This is a genomic window from Allosalinactinospora lopnorensis (assembly GCF_000981225.1).
Taxonomy (GTDB): domain Bacteria; phylum Actinomycetota; class Actinomycetes; order Streptosporangiales; family Streptosporangiaceae; genus Allosalinactinospora; species Allosalinactinospora lopnorensis.
Map to the genome: position 1 here is coordinate 1 of NZ_LAJC01000012.1, position 16,761 is coordinate 16,761.

A 16,761-nucleotide genomic window follows, 5' to 3' on the forward strand; every position below is an offset into this window, starting at 1 on the left:
GACACGCCCTGGAGGAGCTGCGCCGGCTCGCGCCGCGGCTCGGAACGGCGCAATGGCACCGCGACTGCTCGGCAGACGCGAGCACCGCCGCCTCCGGCTCCGTCCAGCCGGTAACCGCGGAGCTGGCCGCGGCTCTGGACGATCACGTGTTCCTCTGCTTTACGCACACCCGCCGCGGAGCGGCCGCCATCACCATCGCGGACGGCGCCGCCAGCGCTTACGACCTCGCGCCGGCCGCGGATATCGCGGACGCCGTGGCGAAACTGCTGCACGCGGCACGATCAGCGGCTCTCTTCCCCGGCGCCCGGGGACGTGACACCGTGCGTCCGGGCGCGCTGGTGGAGCGGCTGCTCCTCGCCCCGGTGGCCGCCGCCTTGGGCACCCGCCCCCTGGTCATCGCCCCTGCCCCCTACACACGGGACCTGCCATGGGGCATGCTGCCGGGGCTTCGCGGGAGGGCGGTCACCGTCGTCCCGTCCGGGCGGAGCTGGCTCGACTGCCGGAACCGCGCTGCAGGACGCGGGCGCCGGGCACGGCGCGTGCTGCTCGCAGCGGGCCGGGAGCTGGCCGGCGCCGCGGCGGAGGTCGAGTCGCTGCGCCCGCGCTATCCCGAAGCCACCGTGCTCACCGGCCCGGCGGCGCGGGTCCCAGACGTCCTGCGCGGACTCGGCCGGGCCGACGTCGCGCACCTCAGCGCGCACGGGTCGGCCCCCGCCGACACCCCCATGCTCTCGGGGATCTTCCTTGCCGATGGTCCCCTCTTCGCCTACGACCTCGAACGGTTACCGGAGTCTCCGGCCCTGACCGTCCTGTCGTCGTGCTGGGTCGGGCGCTGCGCGCCTTCGCCGTCCGGGTTCCCGTTAGGGCTGAGCACGTCCCTTCTGGCTACGGGCGGGGTGACCGTCATCGCGGGTGTGCTTCCGGTCAGCGACGGCGAGACCACCCCGGGCATGCTCCGCCTGCACGACGCGCTGGCAGCGGATGTCCCCCCGGCCCGGGCGGTCGCGGACCATCTGGCCGATAGCGGTTTCGTCTGTTTCGGGGCCGGATGACCGTCCGCGCCGGACGGAGGCGTTCCGGTGTCCCGTTCCCACAGCTCCCGCCGCTGCCGATAGCGTTCAGGTATGAGCGACGACGTCACGCCCCCGTCCGGCGCCGCGGAGGCGAGCGGCCCGAGCGAACCGCGCATCTTCACCCTCGCCGAGGCCCGCGCCCTGATCCCCGAGGTGCGCGAGCGTGTCTCGGAGCTCGTGACGCTCAGGGCGGACTTCGCCGAGCTCGCCGCCGACCTGGATCCGCAGCGAGGGGGCGGGGAGTCGGCTCTGGGCGGCCGGGCGGAGCTGAAAGCGATGGAGGCGCGCGTCAGCGAGCTCCAGGCGTGGTTCCCGGAGCAGGGGATCGAGGTGAAGGGCCTGGCACCGGTCCTTATCGACTTCCCCGCCCTGCTCGACGGCATCTCGGTACGGCTGTGCTGGCTTGAAGGCGAATTCGAGCTCGCCTGGTACCACCGCAGCGACCTCGGCTTCATCGCACGCCGTCCCCTGCCGCCCACGACGACCGAGGGCTGATCGAAGTTCTAGCGGCGCAGACCCCCGGCTTCAGCCGTGGGGTTAGCCGCTTCTTTCGAAAGCATGAGCGATAGATATCTGTCTGCAGTATACTGCCAAGGTGGCTGTGACGTTGAGGTCGAACGGCAACGTCGTGTTCCAGTGCGCCTTCCACGTGGTGTGGTGTCCCAAGTACCGGCGCCGTGTGCTGGGTGGCCGGATCGAGGCGCGGCTGAAAGAGATCATCCGTGAGGTGGTCGCCGAGAAGGGGGCTTGGCTGGTGGAGATGGAGGTCATGGCCGACCACGTGCACCTGCTCGTGGAGGTCGACCCCCGGTTCGGCGCGCACCGGCTCGTCAAGGCCATCAAGGGGCGTTCCTCCCGCATCTTGCGCCAGGAGTTTCCGACCCTGAAGTCGCGCCTGCCCACGCTGTGGACCAACAGCTACTTCGTGGCCACGGTGGGCGGTGCCCCGCTGGAGCAGATCAAGGCCTACGTCGAGGACCAGAAGAACCGCTGATGAGGAGGGAGGTGTTCCATGCTGTCGGGCCGCAGGTACCGGCTGAAGCTCACTGAGGAGCAGGCCGCGCTGTGTTCTGAGTTCGGGGCGGTCTGCCGCGCGGTGTGGAACACCGCCCTGGACCAGCGCCGACAAGCCGTGGCCCGCTGGCAGCGCGGCTTCGACACCCCGTTTTGCGGCTACCACCTCCAGGCCGCCCAGCTCGCCGAGGCCAAACGCGAGGAGGACTGGCTGCGCGCCGCCCCCTCGCACGTGCTCCAGCAGAGCCTGCTGGACCTGGACCGGGCGTGCCAGGAACGGGGGACGTTCACCGTGGGTTGGCGGGCCAAACACCGCTGGAACCCCTCGTTTCGGTTCCCGGTCGGCAACCTCATCACCGTGGAGAAGATCAACCGCCGGTGGGGCCGGGCCAAGCTGCCCAAGTTGGGCTGGGTGGTCTTGCGCCGCACCCGCCCGCTGGGCGGCACGGTCCGCTCGGCCACGGTGTCCTACAAGGCCGGGCACTGGTGGATCTCCTTCCTTGTCGAGGACGGTCTGCTCACCCCCGAGCACCATCTCGGCGATCCGGTCGGGGTGGATCGGGGAGTGGTCGTGGCCGCCACCACGTCCACGGGCGAGTTTCACAACCGGAAGTTCGCCACTGTCGGTGAGAAGGCGCGACACCGCCGGTTGCAGCAGAAGCTGTCCCGGCAGAAGAAGGGCAGCGCGAACCGCCGCAAGACCCTGAAGTCGATGGGTCGGATCTCCAGCCGCGCGGTCGACCGCCGCGGCGACTTCTGCTCCCAGACCGCGCGCCACCTGGCGGACAAGCATTCGGTGGTCGTACTGGAGGACCTGCGCACCGCCGACATGACGTCCTCCGCCCGGGGCAGCGTGGCCGAGCCCGGGGCGCGTGTGCCTCAGAAGGCCGGGTTGAACCGGGCCATCCTCGACAAGGGATGGCACCGACTGGAACTTGCCCTCACCAACGCGGCCCGCACCACCGGGACGCAGATCGTCAAGGTCAACCCCGCCAACACGTCCCAGACCTCTTTGAGTGCCAGTATCTGGACCCGGCATCGCGTGAGAGCCAAGCGCGGTTCCGGTGCACCCGGTGCGCCCACGCAGATCACGCGGACGTCAACGCGGCCAAGAACATCCTTCGCGCCGCAGGGCATGCGGTGCCGGCCTGTGGAGACCTCGCCGTTGGGCGGTCTGTGAAGCAGGAACCAGTGGGAACCCGCGAGGAAGTACCACTCCAGCCAGAACTCCCTCCGGTTGGAATCCCCCGGCTTTAGCCGTGGAGAAGGAAGTCAATCCCGACGCGTTCGGCCCGATCCGGGACGGCCGCCCTCGAATACGACACCCCGTCCCGGTTAGCGGCCGGGTATGGACGAGAAGTACACCGAGAACAGCGAAGACCCCATCAACGACGAGGCCGTCGACTGGGAGGAAGCAGGGCTGCCCGCCCAGGAGGACAGCACGGAGGACCAGCCGCTGCCCAGCGACCGGCCCTCCGCGATGGGCGAGCACGGCAGCGGCGGTACCGAGAAGGAGGCCGGGGAATCACTGGACACCGCCCTGTCGCGGAACCGCCCCGACACCCCGGAGGCAACGGGCAGTGCCGCGCCCACCGGCACCGGGCGGCACGGGCCGCCGGCCGACGAACAGGTCGCGGGAACCCGCCTGGTCGAGGAGGACGAGGGGATCCGCGAGGACGAGGAGAAGGCGCTGACCGCCGAGGACGTCGGCGAGGACCGCGGCGCCTACAGCCCCGAGGAGCAGGCGGTGCGCACGGAGGAAGAGGGACCGGGCACGGTTTGAGGGGGCAGTGCGCCCCGGACCGCCCCGGCCGCTCCGCAACCGCGGGGAACCAGGCTCACCAACCGCGGGCGCGCCACTCGGGAAGCTGCGGGCGCTCGGCCCCAAGCGTGGTGTCGCGGCCGTGTCCGGGGTAAACCCAGGTGTCGTCGCCCATCTGGGCGAAGATCCGCTCTTCGACGTCGCCCAGCAGGGAGCGGAAGTCCACCTCCCCGCCGGTCTTTCCGACCCCTCCGGGAAACAGGCTGTCCCCGGTGAACAGGTGCGTGTGGCCGGACGGGTCGTCGTAGCGCAGCGCGATCGATCCGGGCGTGTGCCCGCGCAGGTGGATGACCTCGAGTTCGCATTCGCCGACCGGGACCCGGGCTCCGTGCTCGACCGGGTCGTCCACGGAAACGGGAAGCTCCTCGGCGTCGATCGGGTGCGCAACGGTGCGGGCCCCTGTCGTCCCGACCACCTCAGCGAGTGCCTGCCAGTGGTCCTGGTGCCGATGGGTGGTGATCACCCGGGACAGACCGGTGGGGCCGACGAGCTCCAGGATCCGGTCCGCCTCGTTCGCGGCGTCGATCAGCACCGCCTCGCCGCTGGTGGTGCAGCGCAGCAGGTAGGTGTTGTTGTCCATCGGGCCCACAGCGAGCTTGCTGATGGTCAGCTCGGACAGTTCGCGTACGTCGGCGGGTCCCCCGACCCGCATATCTCCGGAATAAGTCACGTCCCCCATTGTGGCGTCACGAGGTGCCGCGCGCTATTCCGCCCTTCTTCCCGGTCTCAGCCGGCCTGCGAACTCACAGAGTCCAGCGGGGCGGACGCTTCTCGAAGAAAGCCGCCCGCCCCTCAGCGGCGTCCTCGCTGTCGAAGAATTCCTTGGAAAGCGCTCCCATCTCGGTGAAGGCCTCCGCGCGCCCGGCGGCGCCGGCGGCACCGAGCAGAGTCTTGGTGCGAGCCAGCGCACGCGGCGCGCCCCGCCGCAGGCTCTCCAGGATCCGCTCGCTCACAACGGGAAGCTCCTCAGCGGGAACCGCACAGGTCAGCAGGCCGGCTTCGGCGGCAGCCGCGGCATCGAAGGCCTCGCCGGTAAGGAAATACCGGCTGAGGTGGCGATCGTGCATCCGGGCCATGACCGGAACCGAGATGATCGCCGGTACCACGCCGATGCGCACCTCGGTGAACGCGAACGTCGCACTGTCCGGCGCGATGGCGATGTCGGCCGCGGCGACCAGGCCGATCCCGCCCGCGCGCGCTGGGCCGTTCAGCCGAGCGACGACCGGCTTGGGCGCCTCCATGATCGCCGAGAACAGCTCCGGCATGCCGGGCGCATCGGGGAGCGCCTGTCCGGCCCGTTCCGCGGCCACCTCCTTCAGATCCGCTCCCGCGCAGAAGGCGGGGCCGATCGCGGTGAGCACGACCGCTCGGACATCGTCGTCGGCCGCGGCCACGGCCAGTCCTTCGGCGAGTTCGGTACGCAGCCGCGCCGACAGAGCGTTCCGGTTGTCCGGGGAGTCCAGGGTGAGGGTGGCGATGCCGCGCTCGACGCTCCGGCGTACCAACTGGTTCGCGGCTTCGGTCATTTCGGGCCGCCCTTTCCGTTCTCGGTGCCGACTGTCGTTGCGGTGCCCTTTCCGCCGGGCCGCGGGGTCACCCGCGCCGTTCTCGTTCCCGCAGCACCCGCAGCGCGCCGTCGGCATGGGCCCGGAAGCGCACTTCGCTGCTGATCCGGTGCAGTACCCGCATGTCGGAGCCGATCACGAACGTTTGGCGCCGAGTCGGGGCCAGGCCCGCCAGCAGGCCACCGCGGCGCACACCGAACTGCTCGGCTACGGTGCCGTCGGGGTCGGAGAGCAGAAGGTAGTCGAGGCCGTGGGCCCCGGCGAAGGCGCGCTGCCGCTCCACCGGGTCGGCGCTGATCCCGACCGGCTGTGCGCCGAGCTCGCCGAACTCCGCGCTGAGATCGCGGAAATGGCAGCTCTCGGCCGTACATCCGGGGGTCATAGCGGCCGGGTAGAAGAACAGCACCACGGGTCCGGTAGTGAGCAGAGCACTGAGTCGCCGCGGGGTGCCGTGCTGGTCGGTGAGCTCGAAGTCGGGGGCGTGCTCTCCAGCGTTCATAAGCCCCAACACTAGGCCACGGTACTGAAGCGCAGTAGGGGCACCCGCAGCTCCCCAGGAGTGAGCGAGCCGTGCTGACCGACGAGCGAACTCTCCGTGGGTTCGGCGTTCGGGGCGATGAGCGCGGTGTCGCCGCGGGCCAGCGCGAGGACATCGCCGATGCGCGGCCGGAGGGCGTCGTCGACCGCGCCGAACAGCCCCGCGGCGATCGCCTCCTCGCGGCTGACGATCTCGGCGCGGCCGGCCAGCCGCTCCCGCCAGGCGGCGAGGACGTCGTCGGCCGCGCCGTCCCGCACGTGCACCTGGCGGACCCTGGCCTCACCCGCGAGGAGCCGCACGCCCGAGCTGAGGGCCGGATCCGACTCGACGTCCACGCGGCTCGCCGATGTGCTGTCGACCATGCCGTGGTCGGCGGTGATGTAGAGCGCGGCGTCCGACGGCAGCTGACCGGCGATCTGCTCGGCGAGCCGGTCGACGTGGCCCAGGTGCAGTCGCCAGTACGCCGAATCCACACCGAACATGTGGCCGTAGGTGTCGAGGTCGGAATGGTAGGCGAAGACCAGCGACCGGTCCCCGGCGGTAAGCGAGCTCGCGGCCTTGACCGCGAGCTCGGTGATGTCGTTGGCCGCGACGTACCGGCTCCCCCGTGCCGAGGCCCGGCTCAGCCCGCTGCCCTCGTAGCCGCCGAACGCGACGTAGGCCGCGGTCACACCCGCCTGCTCCGCGCGCTGGTAAGCGGTGCCGCAGGGCTGCCAGGTCTCGGGGTCGATCTCGGGATCCCAGCGGAGCTGATTCATGATGCGGTCGCTGCCCGGAACAGCGACCTGGTAGCCAACGATCCCGTGGTGCCCGGGAGGCAGGCCGGTACCGATCGTTGTGAGGCTGGTGGCCGTGGTCGTCGGGAAACCGGCGGTTATGGGCTCGGCGGCGTCGGCCAGTGAGGAGAGGAACGGCGCGTAGGAGCGGTGGGCGCTCAGCAGGTCCCAGCCCATGCCGTCGATCAGCAGCACGCAGGCGCGGCGTACCGGCGGCAGGTTCAGCGCCGCGGTCTCCCCCGGCACCCCGAGCGACGCCAGCACCGATGGGATCAGGTCGGCGAGAGACCCCGCACCGTAGCGGGGAGCGGCGAAAGCGGCATCTGCGAACACGGCCCGGTTCCCCTTTTTCCGCTCCGGTCTCAGCGGGCGGTGGCCTCGGAGAGGACGTTGGCGAAGTTGATCATGTTGGCCACGGCGTCGGTTCCGTCAGCGGTCTGGCTCACCCGCAGGGTCAGCGGCTCGGACGTGATCGCTCCGGTGTAGCCGTGGTCGAGTTCACAGCTTTCGTCGGCGCAGGAGGCGGGTTCGAGGTCGATATGGGCAAGGGCCCCCCAGTTCACCGCGAGGCTGACGCTCAGCACGACTTCGCTGGGCAGTGTGCCGGGTACGTAGTTCGCCGGATCGGAGACCACGCGTGTCAGGGCGACGGACTGGATGTTGCCGATCTGGATGCTGTCGGTTGTGGTCGAGGCGTGCGGACGGGCCCCGCCCTCGTTGGGCGGGTGTTCGTCTGTGTGGCAGACGATCAGCCGCTTCGGAGTGAGCAGCAGGACGGTGATGTGCCGCCGCATCTCCATTGCGGGGTCGAAGGTGGCTTCGTGATGGACGACGAAGGCGTCGGCCGTCTCGTTGCCGAGAGCTGTGGCGACGGCGTCGATCACAAGGCCGGGGTAGTACCCGTTCCGCTCGATCTCCAAGCGCCAGTCGGTGGACACGGCACGCGTTTTCCTCATACCCCCATCCTGCCTTCTCTCGATAACGGATCGCACCCGTGGCAACGGTCTGCCTTCGAAAGCGCCGGCCGCGCTCTCCCGTCCGGGAAGAGCGGGCCTCCAGCGGGCGGCCGGTGCGCGCCAGTGCCTGTGTGGTCTCCCGTCCCGCATGATGCCAGGGGCTGTGCACTCCGAGCCGGATAACGGCACATGTTCTGGGTAAGGGGCCCACCATGAATGCGACCGTGCCACCCGTACCGACACCGCCGCCCCCAGGGCCGCCAATGCCGGAACCCGGCCCGGTTCCGCCCGAACCCGCCCCTGTTCCTCCGGAGCCGGTCCCGCCCGACCCCGGTCCGGAGCCCGAACCGGAGCCGGAACCGGAGCCGGAACCGGCCTGAAGGCCGCCGAAGGTTAGAAGGTCACCCCCCGAAGGCGGCGCGGCCCCGAGTCGGGGCGCAGTTCAGGGGCTTCGCGCAGCCAGACCCGCGCCCCCAGGACGTGAGCTCCTTCCGCGTTCACCATGACCGGGTCGAGGTCCACGTGGGCCACCTCCGGGAAGGCGTCGGCCAGGCGGGAAATACGGACCAGCACGTCCTGCAGCGCCTCCACGTCGGGCTGGTCCGCCAGGGAGGTAGCCCCCGGGGGCACCCCGAACAGCAGCGGGGACGAGCGCACCGCGTGCACCAGGTCGGCCGCGTCGGCGTCGGTAAGCGGGGCCAGCCGGAACGCCCGGTCGTCGAGGAGTTCGGCCGTGACGTCGGCCAGCCCGAAGGCGATCACCGATCCGAACGAAGGGTTCTCGCCCGCGCGGATCACCGTCGGGACCCCCGGGGTCGCCATCCGCTGGACCACCAGCATGGCGTCGTCGCCGAGCCTGTCGTGGAGCCCGGTGAACGCGCTGCGGACATCGGCGGACGTCCGCAGATCGGACCGGATACCGCTACCGCCGGACCGTAGCCGCAAGTCAGGAGCGTTGGCCTTGACCACTACCGGGTAGCCGAGCTCCTCGGCCGCGGCGACCGCGGCTTCGGCGGAGGAGACGGGGATGTGCCGCCACACCTCGATCCCGAAGCATCCGAGCAGTTCGCGGGCCGCATCCTGCTCCACCGCTGTCTCTTCGGAGTGCACGGGCTCACTGGTGAACCAGACCGGGTGCGCTTCGGCTCTGCTGCTCTCCTTCTTGAGGAGGGTCTCGTCGATGATCGCCCGCGACCGCTTCCCGTCGACGTCGGCGAGCTCCGGATGCCGCCCCGGATCGCGTTCGCGCCAGATGGCGTAGTGCGTAGCGTGCGCGAGCGCGCGCACGGCGTCCTCCGGAGCCGGGTACGACGGCACCGACCCGCGGAGTGTCTCCCCGCTCTGCCCGATCTGCCGGAGCTCTTCGGGCAGGCCTTGGTGGCCGAGGTAGGTGGTGATGATCGGCTTCTGCGACACCGCGGCCTTGTTCCGCACGACCTCGGCGACGTCGTCGGAGATCGGGGTCAGCGCCGGGATGAACACCACGACCACGGAGTGCACCTGGTCATCTGCGAGGGCGGTGGCCAGCGCCGCGTCGAAGTCGGCGGCGGTGGCGTTGGGCCCGAGGTCCACCGGGTCGTGGGGCTTGAGTCCGGAACGGACGCAGGCGTCCTTGACGAGCAGCCCGAGGGAGTCGGAGTTGCCGAGGATACCGACGCGCGGTCCGGCGGGCAGCGGCTGGTAGGCGAAGAGCTGGGCGACGTCGAACATCTGGGTGATGTCCTCCACCCGGACTACGCCGGCCTGCTGGAACAGCGACGTCAGCGCGTAGTCGGGCAGGGTGAGCGCCCCGGCGGCGTGACCGGTGGGAACGCCGTGCGAGGAGCCGCCGCTGCGCACGGCGACGACAGGCTTGTGCTGTGCCAGGCGCCGGGCCAGCCGGGTGAACTTGCGGGGGTTGCCCAGGGACTCCAGGTACTGCAGGACGACCTCGGTCGCCGGGTCCTCCTGCCAGTACTGCACCAGGTCGTTGCCGGAGACGTCGGCGCGGTTGCCGGCCGAGACGAACGTGGACAGCCCCATCCCTCGTTCGGCGACCCGTTGCAGGATGGCCCGGCCGAGCGCACCGGACTGGGAGAAGAAGCCGATGGGCCCCCGCGGGGGGACGTAGGGCGACAACGTGGCGTTGAGCGAGACCGCGGGATCGGTGTTGGCGATCCCCAGGCAGTTGGGCCCCACGACACGCAGGCCGGCTGCGCGGGCGGTGCGTACCAGTTCGTCCTGGCGGTCGCGCCCCTCCTTCCCGGTCTCGCCGAATCCGGAGCTGACGACCACCAGCCCGTGCACGCCCTTCTGCGCGCACTCCTCGACCACGCCGACGACCATGTCCGCACGCACCGCCACGACCGCGAGGTCGACCTGGTCGGGGATGTCCAGCACACTCGGGTAGGCACGGACCCCCGCCACGGCCTTCGCCTCGGGGTGTACCGGGAACACCGGCCCCTGGAAGTCGCCGGCCAGCAGGTTGCGCAACGCGGTCTGGCCGATGGTGTGCGCGGTGCGGCTCGCGCCGATGACCGCGACCGACTCGGGGAACAGCAGCCGGGCGATGGAACGGGACTCCGCCCGCTGCTCCCGTGCGCGCATGACCTCCTGAGCGGTGTCGGTAGGTTCCAGGTCCAGGGTGAGCCGGATGACGCCCTCGTCGAAGGTCTGCTGGGCGGTGTACCCGGCCTCGCGGAAGACGTTGATCATCCGCCGGTTCTCCGGCAGGACGTCGGCGATGAACCGGCGCACGCCACGCTCCCGGGCGGCCGCGCCGATGTGCTCCAGCAGGACGGAGGCCAGCCCCCGCCCCTGGTGGGCGTCTTCCACCACAAAGGCGACCTCGGCCTCGGCCTCGTCCACTTTGTCGTAGCGGACCACCGCGACCATGACGCCGGAGATGGTCGCGATGAGTGCGACCCGGTCCTCGTAGTCCACGTTCGTGAACCGCTCGACGTCGCGCCGGGAGAGCTTGGGGTAGGGGGCGAAGAAACGGTAGTAGATCGTTTCCGGCGACAGCGGGAGTGGAACTCCTGCAGCAGGTCGCCGTCATCGGGGACGATCGGGCGGATATGCGCGGTCCCGCCATCGGTGAGGACTACGTCTGCTTCCCAGTGGTTCGGGTAAGACTGCACGGTTTGAGGGTAATCGACGCCCCCCCCGACCGTGGCGAACCCCACCTTTTCCGGACACGCGGTCGGATCCCTCGCACCCTTAGCGAAGTACCGCGATCTCCTTGATACGTCTCGGTCTGCGACTTCGTTACCCAAGGCCAACCCGGAACCTGTTAACGTCTCTGAACACAGTTCTCTTGGGGCATGATCGCGCGCGGGACGCCGGTGACGCGGAGCGGCAAGGTGGTGACGTATGGCACGAGTGGTCGTGATCGGCGATCTCATGACCGACGCTGTGGCGAGGGCCTTCTATGCGCTGGCCCGAGGTAGCGATACTCCAGCTTCGGTGACCACGTACGGAGGTGGATCCGGGGCCAATGTCGCGGCCTGGCTCGCCATGGAGGGGACCGACACCACGTTCGTGGGCCGTCGCGGGTCCGACATCACGGGGCGCACCCGCGAGATGGAACTGATGGGCTACGGCATCGACTCCCGCGTGGTCATGGACCCTGAGCGTCCCACCGGGACCTGCGTAGTCATGATCACCCACCGGGGCGACCGCACCATGCTCAGCGACCCCGGCGCCAACGCCCGGCTGCAGCCCGAGGACCTGCCGCGCGACGTGTTCGGCCCCGACGGCCACATGCACGTCTCCGGCTTCACGCTGATCAACGAGGACTCCCGGCACGCCGCTCGGATCGCCTTGCGCTTCGCCCGCGAATCCGGCATGTCCATTTCGGTCGACGGCGGATCGCACGCCCCGCTGGAGCGCGCGGGCGCGGAGAACTTCCTGGACTGGACCACCGGCGCCCGGCTGCTGTTCGCCAACAGCGAGCAGGCCAAGGTGCTGACCGGCCGCGAGGAGCCCGAGGCCGCGGCCAGGGTGCTCACGGCGTGGTTCCCGAACGTGGTCATCAAGCTCGGCGACGAAGGGGCGCTGTGGAGCTCCAAGACCCGCGACGACATCGTCACCGTTCCCGCCGAGCCGGTTGAGCCCTCCCCCGGCTCGATCGGTGCGGGCGACGCGTTCATCGCCGGGTTCCTGCCGTCGTGGCTGGCCGGCAAGCACCCCAAGGACTCCCTGACCCAGGCCCAGCGTCTCGCCGCTCGCGCCCTGCACCAGCCCGGTGCCCGGCCCGACCTCGGCGACGGCTACTGAGACCGCGCGGCGGCGGACCCGAACGGGACACAGCGCGCAGGCCGCGGGTCCTCCCCTGTCCTTCCGCCTCCTCTCCCCGGCGTCTCCTTCCGGTGCCCGGCTCCGAATCAGGAACAAGGTGGCGCCGCAGCGGGCGTCGCCCCTGATGCATCGGGCATATCGGGAGCGAGGAACAGCGTGAGTGAGAACAGCGGCAGCGAGTCCGGTCGCCCCCGGTGGACGCGCCATCCCGCCACCTGGATCGGCGCGGTAACCCTGGTCGTGGTGCTGGCGATCGGGCTGTGGGCCTTTCAGCCGTGGCGCGTCTTCACCAGCAGCACGGTGAACGAGGAGCTACCCATGGCGGGCCAGGGGGCGGGCGAGGACACCGGAGCCGCTCCCGAAGACGAGGAGAGCGCCCCATCGGAGGAGCCCGATCCCGAGCCCGCGGTCCTGGCCGAGGGCGAGTTCGTCTCCCAGGAACACGAGACCTCCGGCACCGTCCGCGTGCTGGAACTCGCCGACGGCAGCCGCCACGTGCGGGTCGAGGATCTCGAGTCCAGCGACGGGCCGGACCTCTACGTCTGGCTGACCGACCAGGAGGCCGGCGGCGACTGGTTCAAGTACCGCGACGGCCGTTATGTCGACCTGGGGTCCCTCAAGGGCACGCACGGCGACGCCAACTACGAGATACCCGCAGACGCCGACATCGAGGGCATGACCAGCGTGGTCATCTGGTGCGACCGCTTCTCCGTGGCGTTCGGTTCCGCACCCGTGGAGCTGTGACGGCTGCCGGCCCCGGGCGATTCGGACGGGACGAGGACGCCACGGGGTCCGGCGATCGGTCCTGCCGCCCCGCAGCGCTCGGGGCAGCGGCCCGCCCCGAGCGGAACCGGGCGGGATCACGCGCCGCCGCATGGAAGAGTCCGCCGGCGGGCCGGCCCGCCACCTGGCGCTGTTCGGGCCACACGGCCCGGTGGCCGCCGCCGCGTTGAACCGGCCGGCGCCGTCCAACGTCGACACCAAAAGGATCTACTGTGCGTAGGAAAGCGCACCGCTGCGCCTCCGGAACCGCCGGGGGCCGGCGCCCACTCGTCCCAGGAGCAGCATCATGAGCATTTCGGCGGACATCGGTGTCACCGGCCTGGCCGTCATGGGCCGCAACCTGGCCCGCAATTTCGCGCGGCACGGCTACCGGGTCGCCGTGCACAACCGCACCCCGGCGCGGACCACGGCGCTGGTCGATGAGTTCGGCCACGAGGGTACGCTCGTCGCCGCCGAGACCACGAAGGACATGGTCGCGTCGCTGGCGCGCCCGCGGCGACTGGTGATCATGGTCAAGGCGGGCGAACCCACCGACGCGGTCATCGCCGAGTTCGCGCCGCTCATGGAGGAGGGCGACCTCATCATCGACGGCGGCAACGCGCACTTCGCCGACACCCGGCGACGCGAGCGGGAGCTGCGCAAACAGGGGATCCACTTCGTCGGCGTCGGCATCTCCGGCGGTGAGGAGGGCGCCCTGCACGGGCCGAGCATCATGCCCGGCGGATCGGCCGAATCCTACACCGCGCTCGGCCCGATGCTGGAGAGCGTCGCCGCCAAGGCCTCCGACGGCACGCCCTGCACGACCCACGTCGGCGCCGACGGCGCGGGCCACTTCGTGAAGATGGTGCACAACGGCATCGAGTACGCCGACATGCAACTCATCGCCGAGGCGTACCACCTGCTGCGCGAGGTCGCCGGGTACTCCCCCGCGCAGATCGCCGACATCTTCCGCACCTGGAACGAGGGACGGCTGGACTCCTACCTGATGGAAGTCTCGGCCGAAGTGCTGGCCCACACCGACCCCGCCACCGGTGCCCCGTTCGTCGACGTCGTCACCGACCAGGCCGAACAGAAGGGCACCGGCCGCTGGACCGTGCAGACCGCGATGGACCTCGGGGTTCCGGTCTCCGGCATCGCCGAGGCGGTGTTCGCCCGATCCCTGTCCGGCCACGCCGGGCTGCGCGCCGCTGCCGCGGACCTGAGCGGCCCGAGCCCGAAGCCGCTGACCAGCGGCGCCGAGCAGTTCGCCGCCCAGGTCGAGCAGGCTCTCTACGCCTCGAAGGTCGTCTCCTACGCGCAGGGCTGGAACATGATCCAGGCCGGCAGCGCCGAGTACGGCTGGGACATCGGCCTTGGGGATGTCGCGGCGATCTGGCGTGCGGGCTGCATCATCCGCGCCGTGTTCCTGGACCGCATCCGCGACGCCTACACCGCCGACCCGACCCTGCCCACCCTGCTGGTCGACGACGGGTTCGCCGCCTCGATCGGCCAGGCGCAGGACGACTGGCGCGACGTGGTGGCCACCGCGACCCGGCGGGGGGTTCCCACACCCGGATTCGCGGCAGCGCTGTCGTACTACGATGCCCTGCGCGCGGGCCGGCTCCCGGCTGCGCTCACCCAGGCCCAGCGCGACTTCTTCGGCGCCCACACCTACCGCCGCGTCGACCGCGAGGGCGTGTTCCACACTCTCTGGGGCGGGGACCGCACCGAGGTCACCGCCGGCTGATCTTCCCGCCCGCCTCGCCGCCGGTCGTGCGGAAACCGGGCCCTGACCGGGGAAACGGCGCCGTCAGGATCGGCAGGCGAGGGTGAACGGGAGCACCGCGGGTGCCCCCGCCTCGCGGAGCAGACCGGCGGCGACGGTGAGGGTCCACCCGGTGTCGGTGTGGTCGTCGACCAGCAGCACCGGCCCCCCGACTCCGGCCAGGCCGGACGCCACCTGGTCGGGGACGATGAGCGAGCGCTGTACCGAGGCCAGCCGCTGGGCGCTGTTGTGCCGCCGCGGCCCTGCCCCCTCCGGAGTGAGGTAACCGAACGCGCCGATCGGGGCCAGCCGCCCCGCCCGCGCCAGCCGCGACGCCAGATCGGCGATCATCCGCGGCCGGGTCAGCGAGGGCAGGGCCACTACGCCCACCGGGCGCTCGCGCCACGGCCACGCCGCGAGGACGTCGACCACCCCCTGGAACACCCGGTCGCTCACCGGTTCGTCGGTGGCGTCCTCGGCGAGGATCCGGCGCAGCACCGTCCCCCACCCGATGTCGGTCAGCCGGGCCAGGGCCCGGCCCTCCTCAGCGCGGAGGCCGGCGGGAATGGTTCCGGAGAGGTCGACGCCCAGCGCCGCCATGCCCGTGGGCCACTGCTTGCGCGGAGCGATCGTGACCCCCGGGCGGTCGAGATGCGCGGCGGCGGCTTCGCGCTGCTCGGGGGCGAGCTCGGTGCCCCATTCCCGACCGGTGCAGCGGTCGCAGCGGCCGCACGGCGCGGCCTCGGGGTCGTCCAACTGGCGGCGCAGGAACTCCATGCGGCACCCGTCGGTGGCGATGTAGTCGAGCATGGCCTGCTGTTCGCGCTCGCGCGCCGCCGTCACCGCCGCGTAGCGCTCGGAGTCGTAGGACCACGGCTCGCCGGTGGCGGTCCAGCCGCCGCGCACGCGGCGCGCGGCGCCGTCGACGTCGAGCACCTTGAGCATCTGCTCCAGCCGGGCACGGCCCAGGTCGACGCGTGTCTCCAGGCGCGGCAGGGACATGGGGCCGCCGGCCTCGGCGAGGACGTCGAGGGTGCGGCGCACGGTCTCTTCCGGCGGGAACGCCAGGCCGGTGAAGTAGGCCCAGATCTCGCGGTCCTCACGCCCCGGCAGCAGGATCGCCTCGGCGCGTTCCATGCCGCGCCCGGCGCGGCCCACCTGCTGGTAGTAGGCGATCGGGGACTGCGGGGCGCCCAGGTGCACGACGAACCCGAGGTCGGGCTTGTCGAACCCCATGCCGAGCGCGCTCGTGGCGACCAGCGCCTTGACCCGGTTGTTCAGCAGGTCGTCCTCGGCTCGCTGCCGCTCCTCGGGATCGGTCTGCCCGGTGTAGGCGCGCACGGCGTACCCGCGCTCGGCGAGGAACCCCGCCGTCCCGGTGGCCGCGGCGACGGTGAGCGTGTAGATGATGCCGGATCCGGGCAGCCGGTCGAGGTTCTGCGCCAGCCACCCCCAGCGCGCGGTGCTGTCGGGTAGGTCGGCGACGGCCAGGCGCAGACTTTCCCGGTCGAGCGCGCCGCGCAGGACCAGGGTCCGGGAGTCGTCGCCGATCTCCAGTTGCTCGGCGACATCGCGGGTGACGCGCTCGTTGGCGGTGGCCGTGGTGGCCAGGACCGGGACGCCGCGCGGAAGCTCCCGCAGCAGCGTACGGATGCGGCGGTAGTCGGGTCGGAAGTCGTGGCCCCAGTCGGAGACGCAGTGGGCCTCGTCGACCACCACGAGTCCCGCGCCCGCGGCCAGCTCGGGCAGCACGCGGTCGCGGAAGTCGGGGTTGTTCAGCCGCTCCGGGCTGACCAGGAGGACGTCGACCTCCCCGGCGGAGATCCGGGCGTAGGTCTCCTCCCACTCGGCGGTGTTGGCGCTGTTGATCGTGTGCGCCCGGATCCCGGCGCGCTCCGCGGCGGCGATCTGGTTGCGCATGAGGGCCAGTAACGGCGAGATGATGACGGTCGGCCCGGCCCCCTGTGCGCGGCGCAGCGCGGTGGCCACGAAGTACACCGCCGACTTGCCCCACCCGGTGCGCTGCACCACCAGCGCCCGGCGCAGCTCGGCCGCCAACGCGTGGATCGCCGCCCACTGGTCCTCGCGCAGCCGGGCGGAGTCGCCGGCGAGCGCGCGCAGGTGGCGCTCCGCCGCTTCGCGCATACCGGTGTCGGAGGGTGCCGTCTCTGGGGGCACGGAGGAGACCATGTGCTCCTTGCTACCAGAGGTG

Annotated in this window: 14 protein-coding genes and 1 pseudogene; 8 read left to right on the plus strand and 7 right to left on the minus strand. The window is 71.1% G+C overall.

Annotated features, from left to right (window positions below; translation table 11 throughout):
- The 5 genes from VS93_RS06315 to VS93_RS06335 all read left to right on the plus strand — a co-directional run.
- Window positions 1–1,052: CHAT domain-containing protein (locus tag VS93_RS06315; RefSeq protein WP_156184701.1), on the plus strand; the 1,052-nt coding region annotated here is incomplete at its 5' end.
- Window positions 1,053–1,124: 72 nt separating this feature from the next.
- Entirely contained in the window at window positions 1,125–1,568 is a 444-nt protein-coding gene (locus VS93_RS06320) for a DUF2203 domain-containing protein (RefSeq protein ID WP_046469078.1), read from the plus strand.
- Between the two features lie 100 nt (window positions 1,569–1,668).
- Window positions 1,669–2,067: an IS200/IS605 family transposase gene (tnpA, locus tag VS93_RS06325; RefSeq protein ID WP_046469079.1), complete on the plus strand. Its 399-nt coding sequence runs from the start codon at window positions 1,669–1,671 to the stop codon at window positions 2,065–2,067.
- 18 nt (window positions 2,068–2,085) lie between these two features.
- Window positions 2,086–3,267: an RNA-guided endonuclease InsQ/TnpB family protein gene (locus tag VS93_RS06330; RefSeq protein ID WP_449353789.1), complete on the plus strand. Its 1,182-nt coding sequence runs from the start codon at window positions 2,086–2,088 to the stop codon at window positions 3,265–3,267.
- 168 nt (window positions 3,268–3,435) lie between these two features.
- Window positions 3,436–3,870 (plus strand): DUF5709 domain-containing protein, encoded by a 435-nt coding sequence (locus tag VS93_RS06335; protein WP_046469080.1) that lies wholly within the window; start codon window positions 3,436–3,438, stop codon window positions 3,868–3,870.
- A 55-nt stretch (window positions 3,871–3,925) separates the two neighbouring features.
- Here the strand turns inward: VS93_RS06335 and VS93_RS06340 are convergent, their stop codons facing one another.
- From VS93_RS06340 to VS93_RS06365, 6 genes and pseudogenes are all read right to left on the minus strand, one after another.
- Window positions 3,926–4,579: an MBL fold metallo-hydrolase gene (locus VS93_RS06340; protein ID WP_046469139.1), complete on the minus strand. Its 654-nt coding sequence runs from the start codon at window positions 4,577–4,579 to the stop codon at window positions 3,926–3,928.
- A gap of 73 nt (window positions 4,580–4,652) precedes the next feature.
- Window positions 4,653–5,435, minus strand: coding sequence for an enoyl-CoA hydratase-related protein (locus VS93_RS06345; protein WP_046469081.1), 783 nt, complete (start codon window positions 5,433–5,435; stop codon window positions 4,653–4,655).
- Window positions 5,436–5,502: 67 nt separating this feature from the next.
- Window positions 5,503–5,973, minus strand: a complete 471-nt coding sequence (locus tag VS93_RS06350; RefSeq protein WP_046469082.1) for a peroxiredoxin — start codon at window positions 5,971–5,973, stop codon at window positions 5,503–5,505.
- A gap of 11 nt (window positions 5,974–5,984) precedes the next feature.
- Window positions 5,985–7,121, minus strand: a complete 1,137-nt coding sequence (locus tag VS93_RS06355; protein ID WP_046469083.1) for an alkaline phosphatase family protein — start codon at window positions 7,119–7,121, stop codon at window positions 5,985–5,987.
- 29 nt (window positions 7,122–7,150) lie between these two features.
- Window positions 7,151–7,726 carry a DUF5998 family protein gene (locus tag VS93_RS06360; protein ID WP_046469084.1) on the minus strand — a complete coding sequence of 192 codons (576 nt, stop codon included), beginning with the start codon at window positions 7,724–7,726 and terminating at the stop codon, window positions 7,151–7,153.
- Between the two features lie 411 nt (window positions 7,727–8,137).
- Window positions 8,138–10,863: pseudogene (locus VS93_RS06365) on the minus strand (bifunctional acetate--CoA ligase family protein/GNAT family N-acetyltransferase).
- 241 nt (window positions 10,864–11,104) lie between these two features.
- Between VS93_RS06365 and VS93_RS06370 the strand changes: the two are divergent.
- The 3 genes from VS93_RS06370 to gndA all read left to right on the plus strand — a co-directional run bounded on the left by VS93_RS06370 (window position 11,105) and on the right by gndA (window position 14,531).
- Window positions 11,105–12,001 (plus strand): carbohydrate kinase family protein, encoded by an 897-nt coding sequence (locus tag VS93_RS06370; protein WP_046469085.1) that lies wholly within the window; start codon window positions 11,105–11,107, stop codon window positions 11,999–12,001.
- 177 nt (window positions 12,002–12,178) lie between these two features.
- Window positions 12,179–12,766 carry a DM13 domain-containing protein gene (locus tag VS93_RS06375; RefSeq protein WP_236700377.1) on the plus strand — a complete coding sequence of 196 codons (588 nt, stop codon included), beginning with the start codon at window positions 12,179–12,181 and terminating at the stop codon, window positions 12,764–12,766.
- A 325-nt stretch (window positions 12,767–13,091) separates the two neighbouring features.
- Window positions 13,092–14,531, plus strand: coding sequence for an NADP-dependent phosphogluconate dehydrogenase (gene gndA, locus VS93_RS06380; protein ID WP_046469086.1), 1,440 nt, complete (start codon window positions 13,092–13,094; stop codon window positions 14,529–14,531).
- A 63-nt stretch (window positions 14,532–14,594) separates the two neighbouring features.
- On the opposite strand, the gene VS93_RS06385 is transcribed toward gndA, so the two are convergent.
- Window positions 14,595–16,739 carry a RecQ family ATP-dependent DNA helicase gene (locus VS93_RS06385; RefSeq protein WP_046469087.1) on the minus strand — a complete coding sequence of 715 codons (2,145 nt, stop codon included), beginning with the start codon at window positions 16,737–16,739 and terminating at the stop codon, window positions 14,595–14,597.
- Window positions 16,740–16,761: the final 22 nt, after the last annotated feature.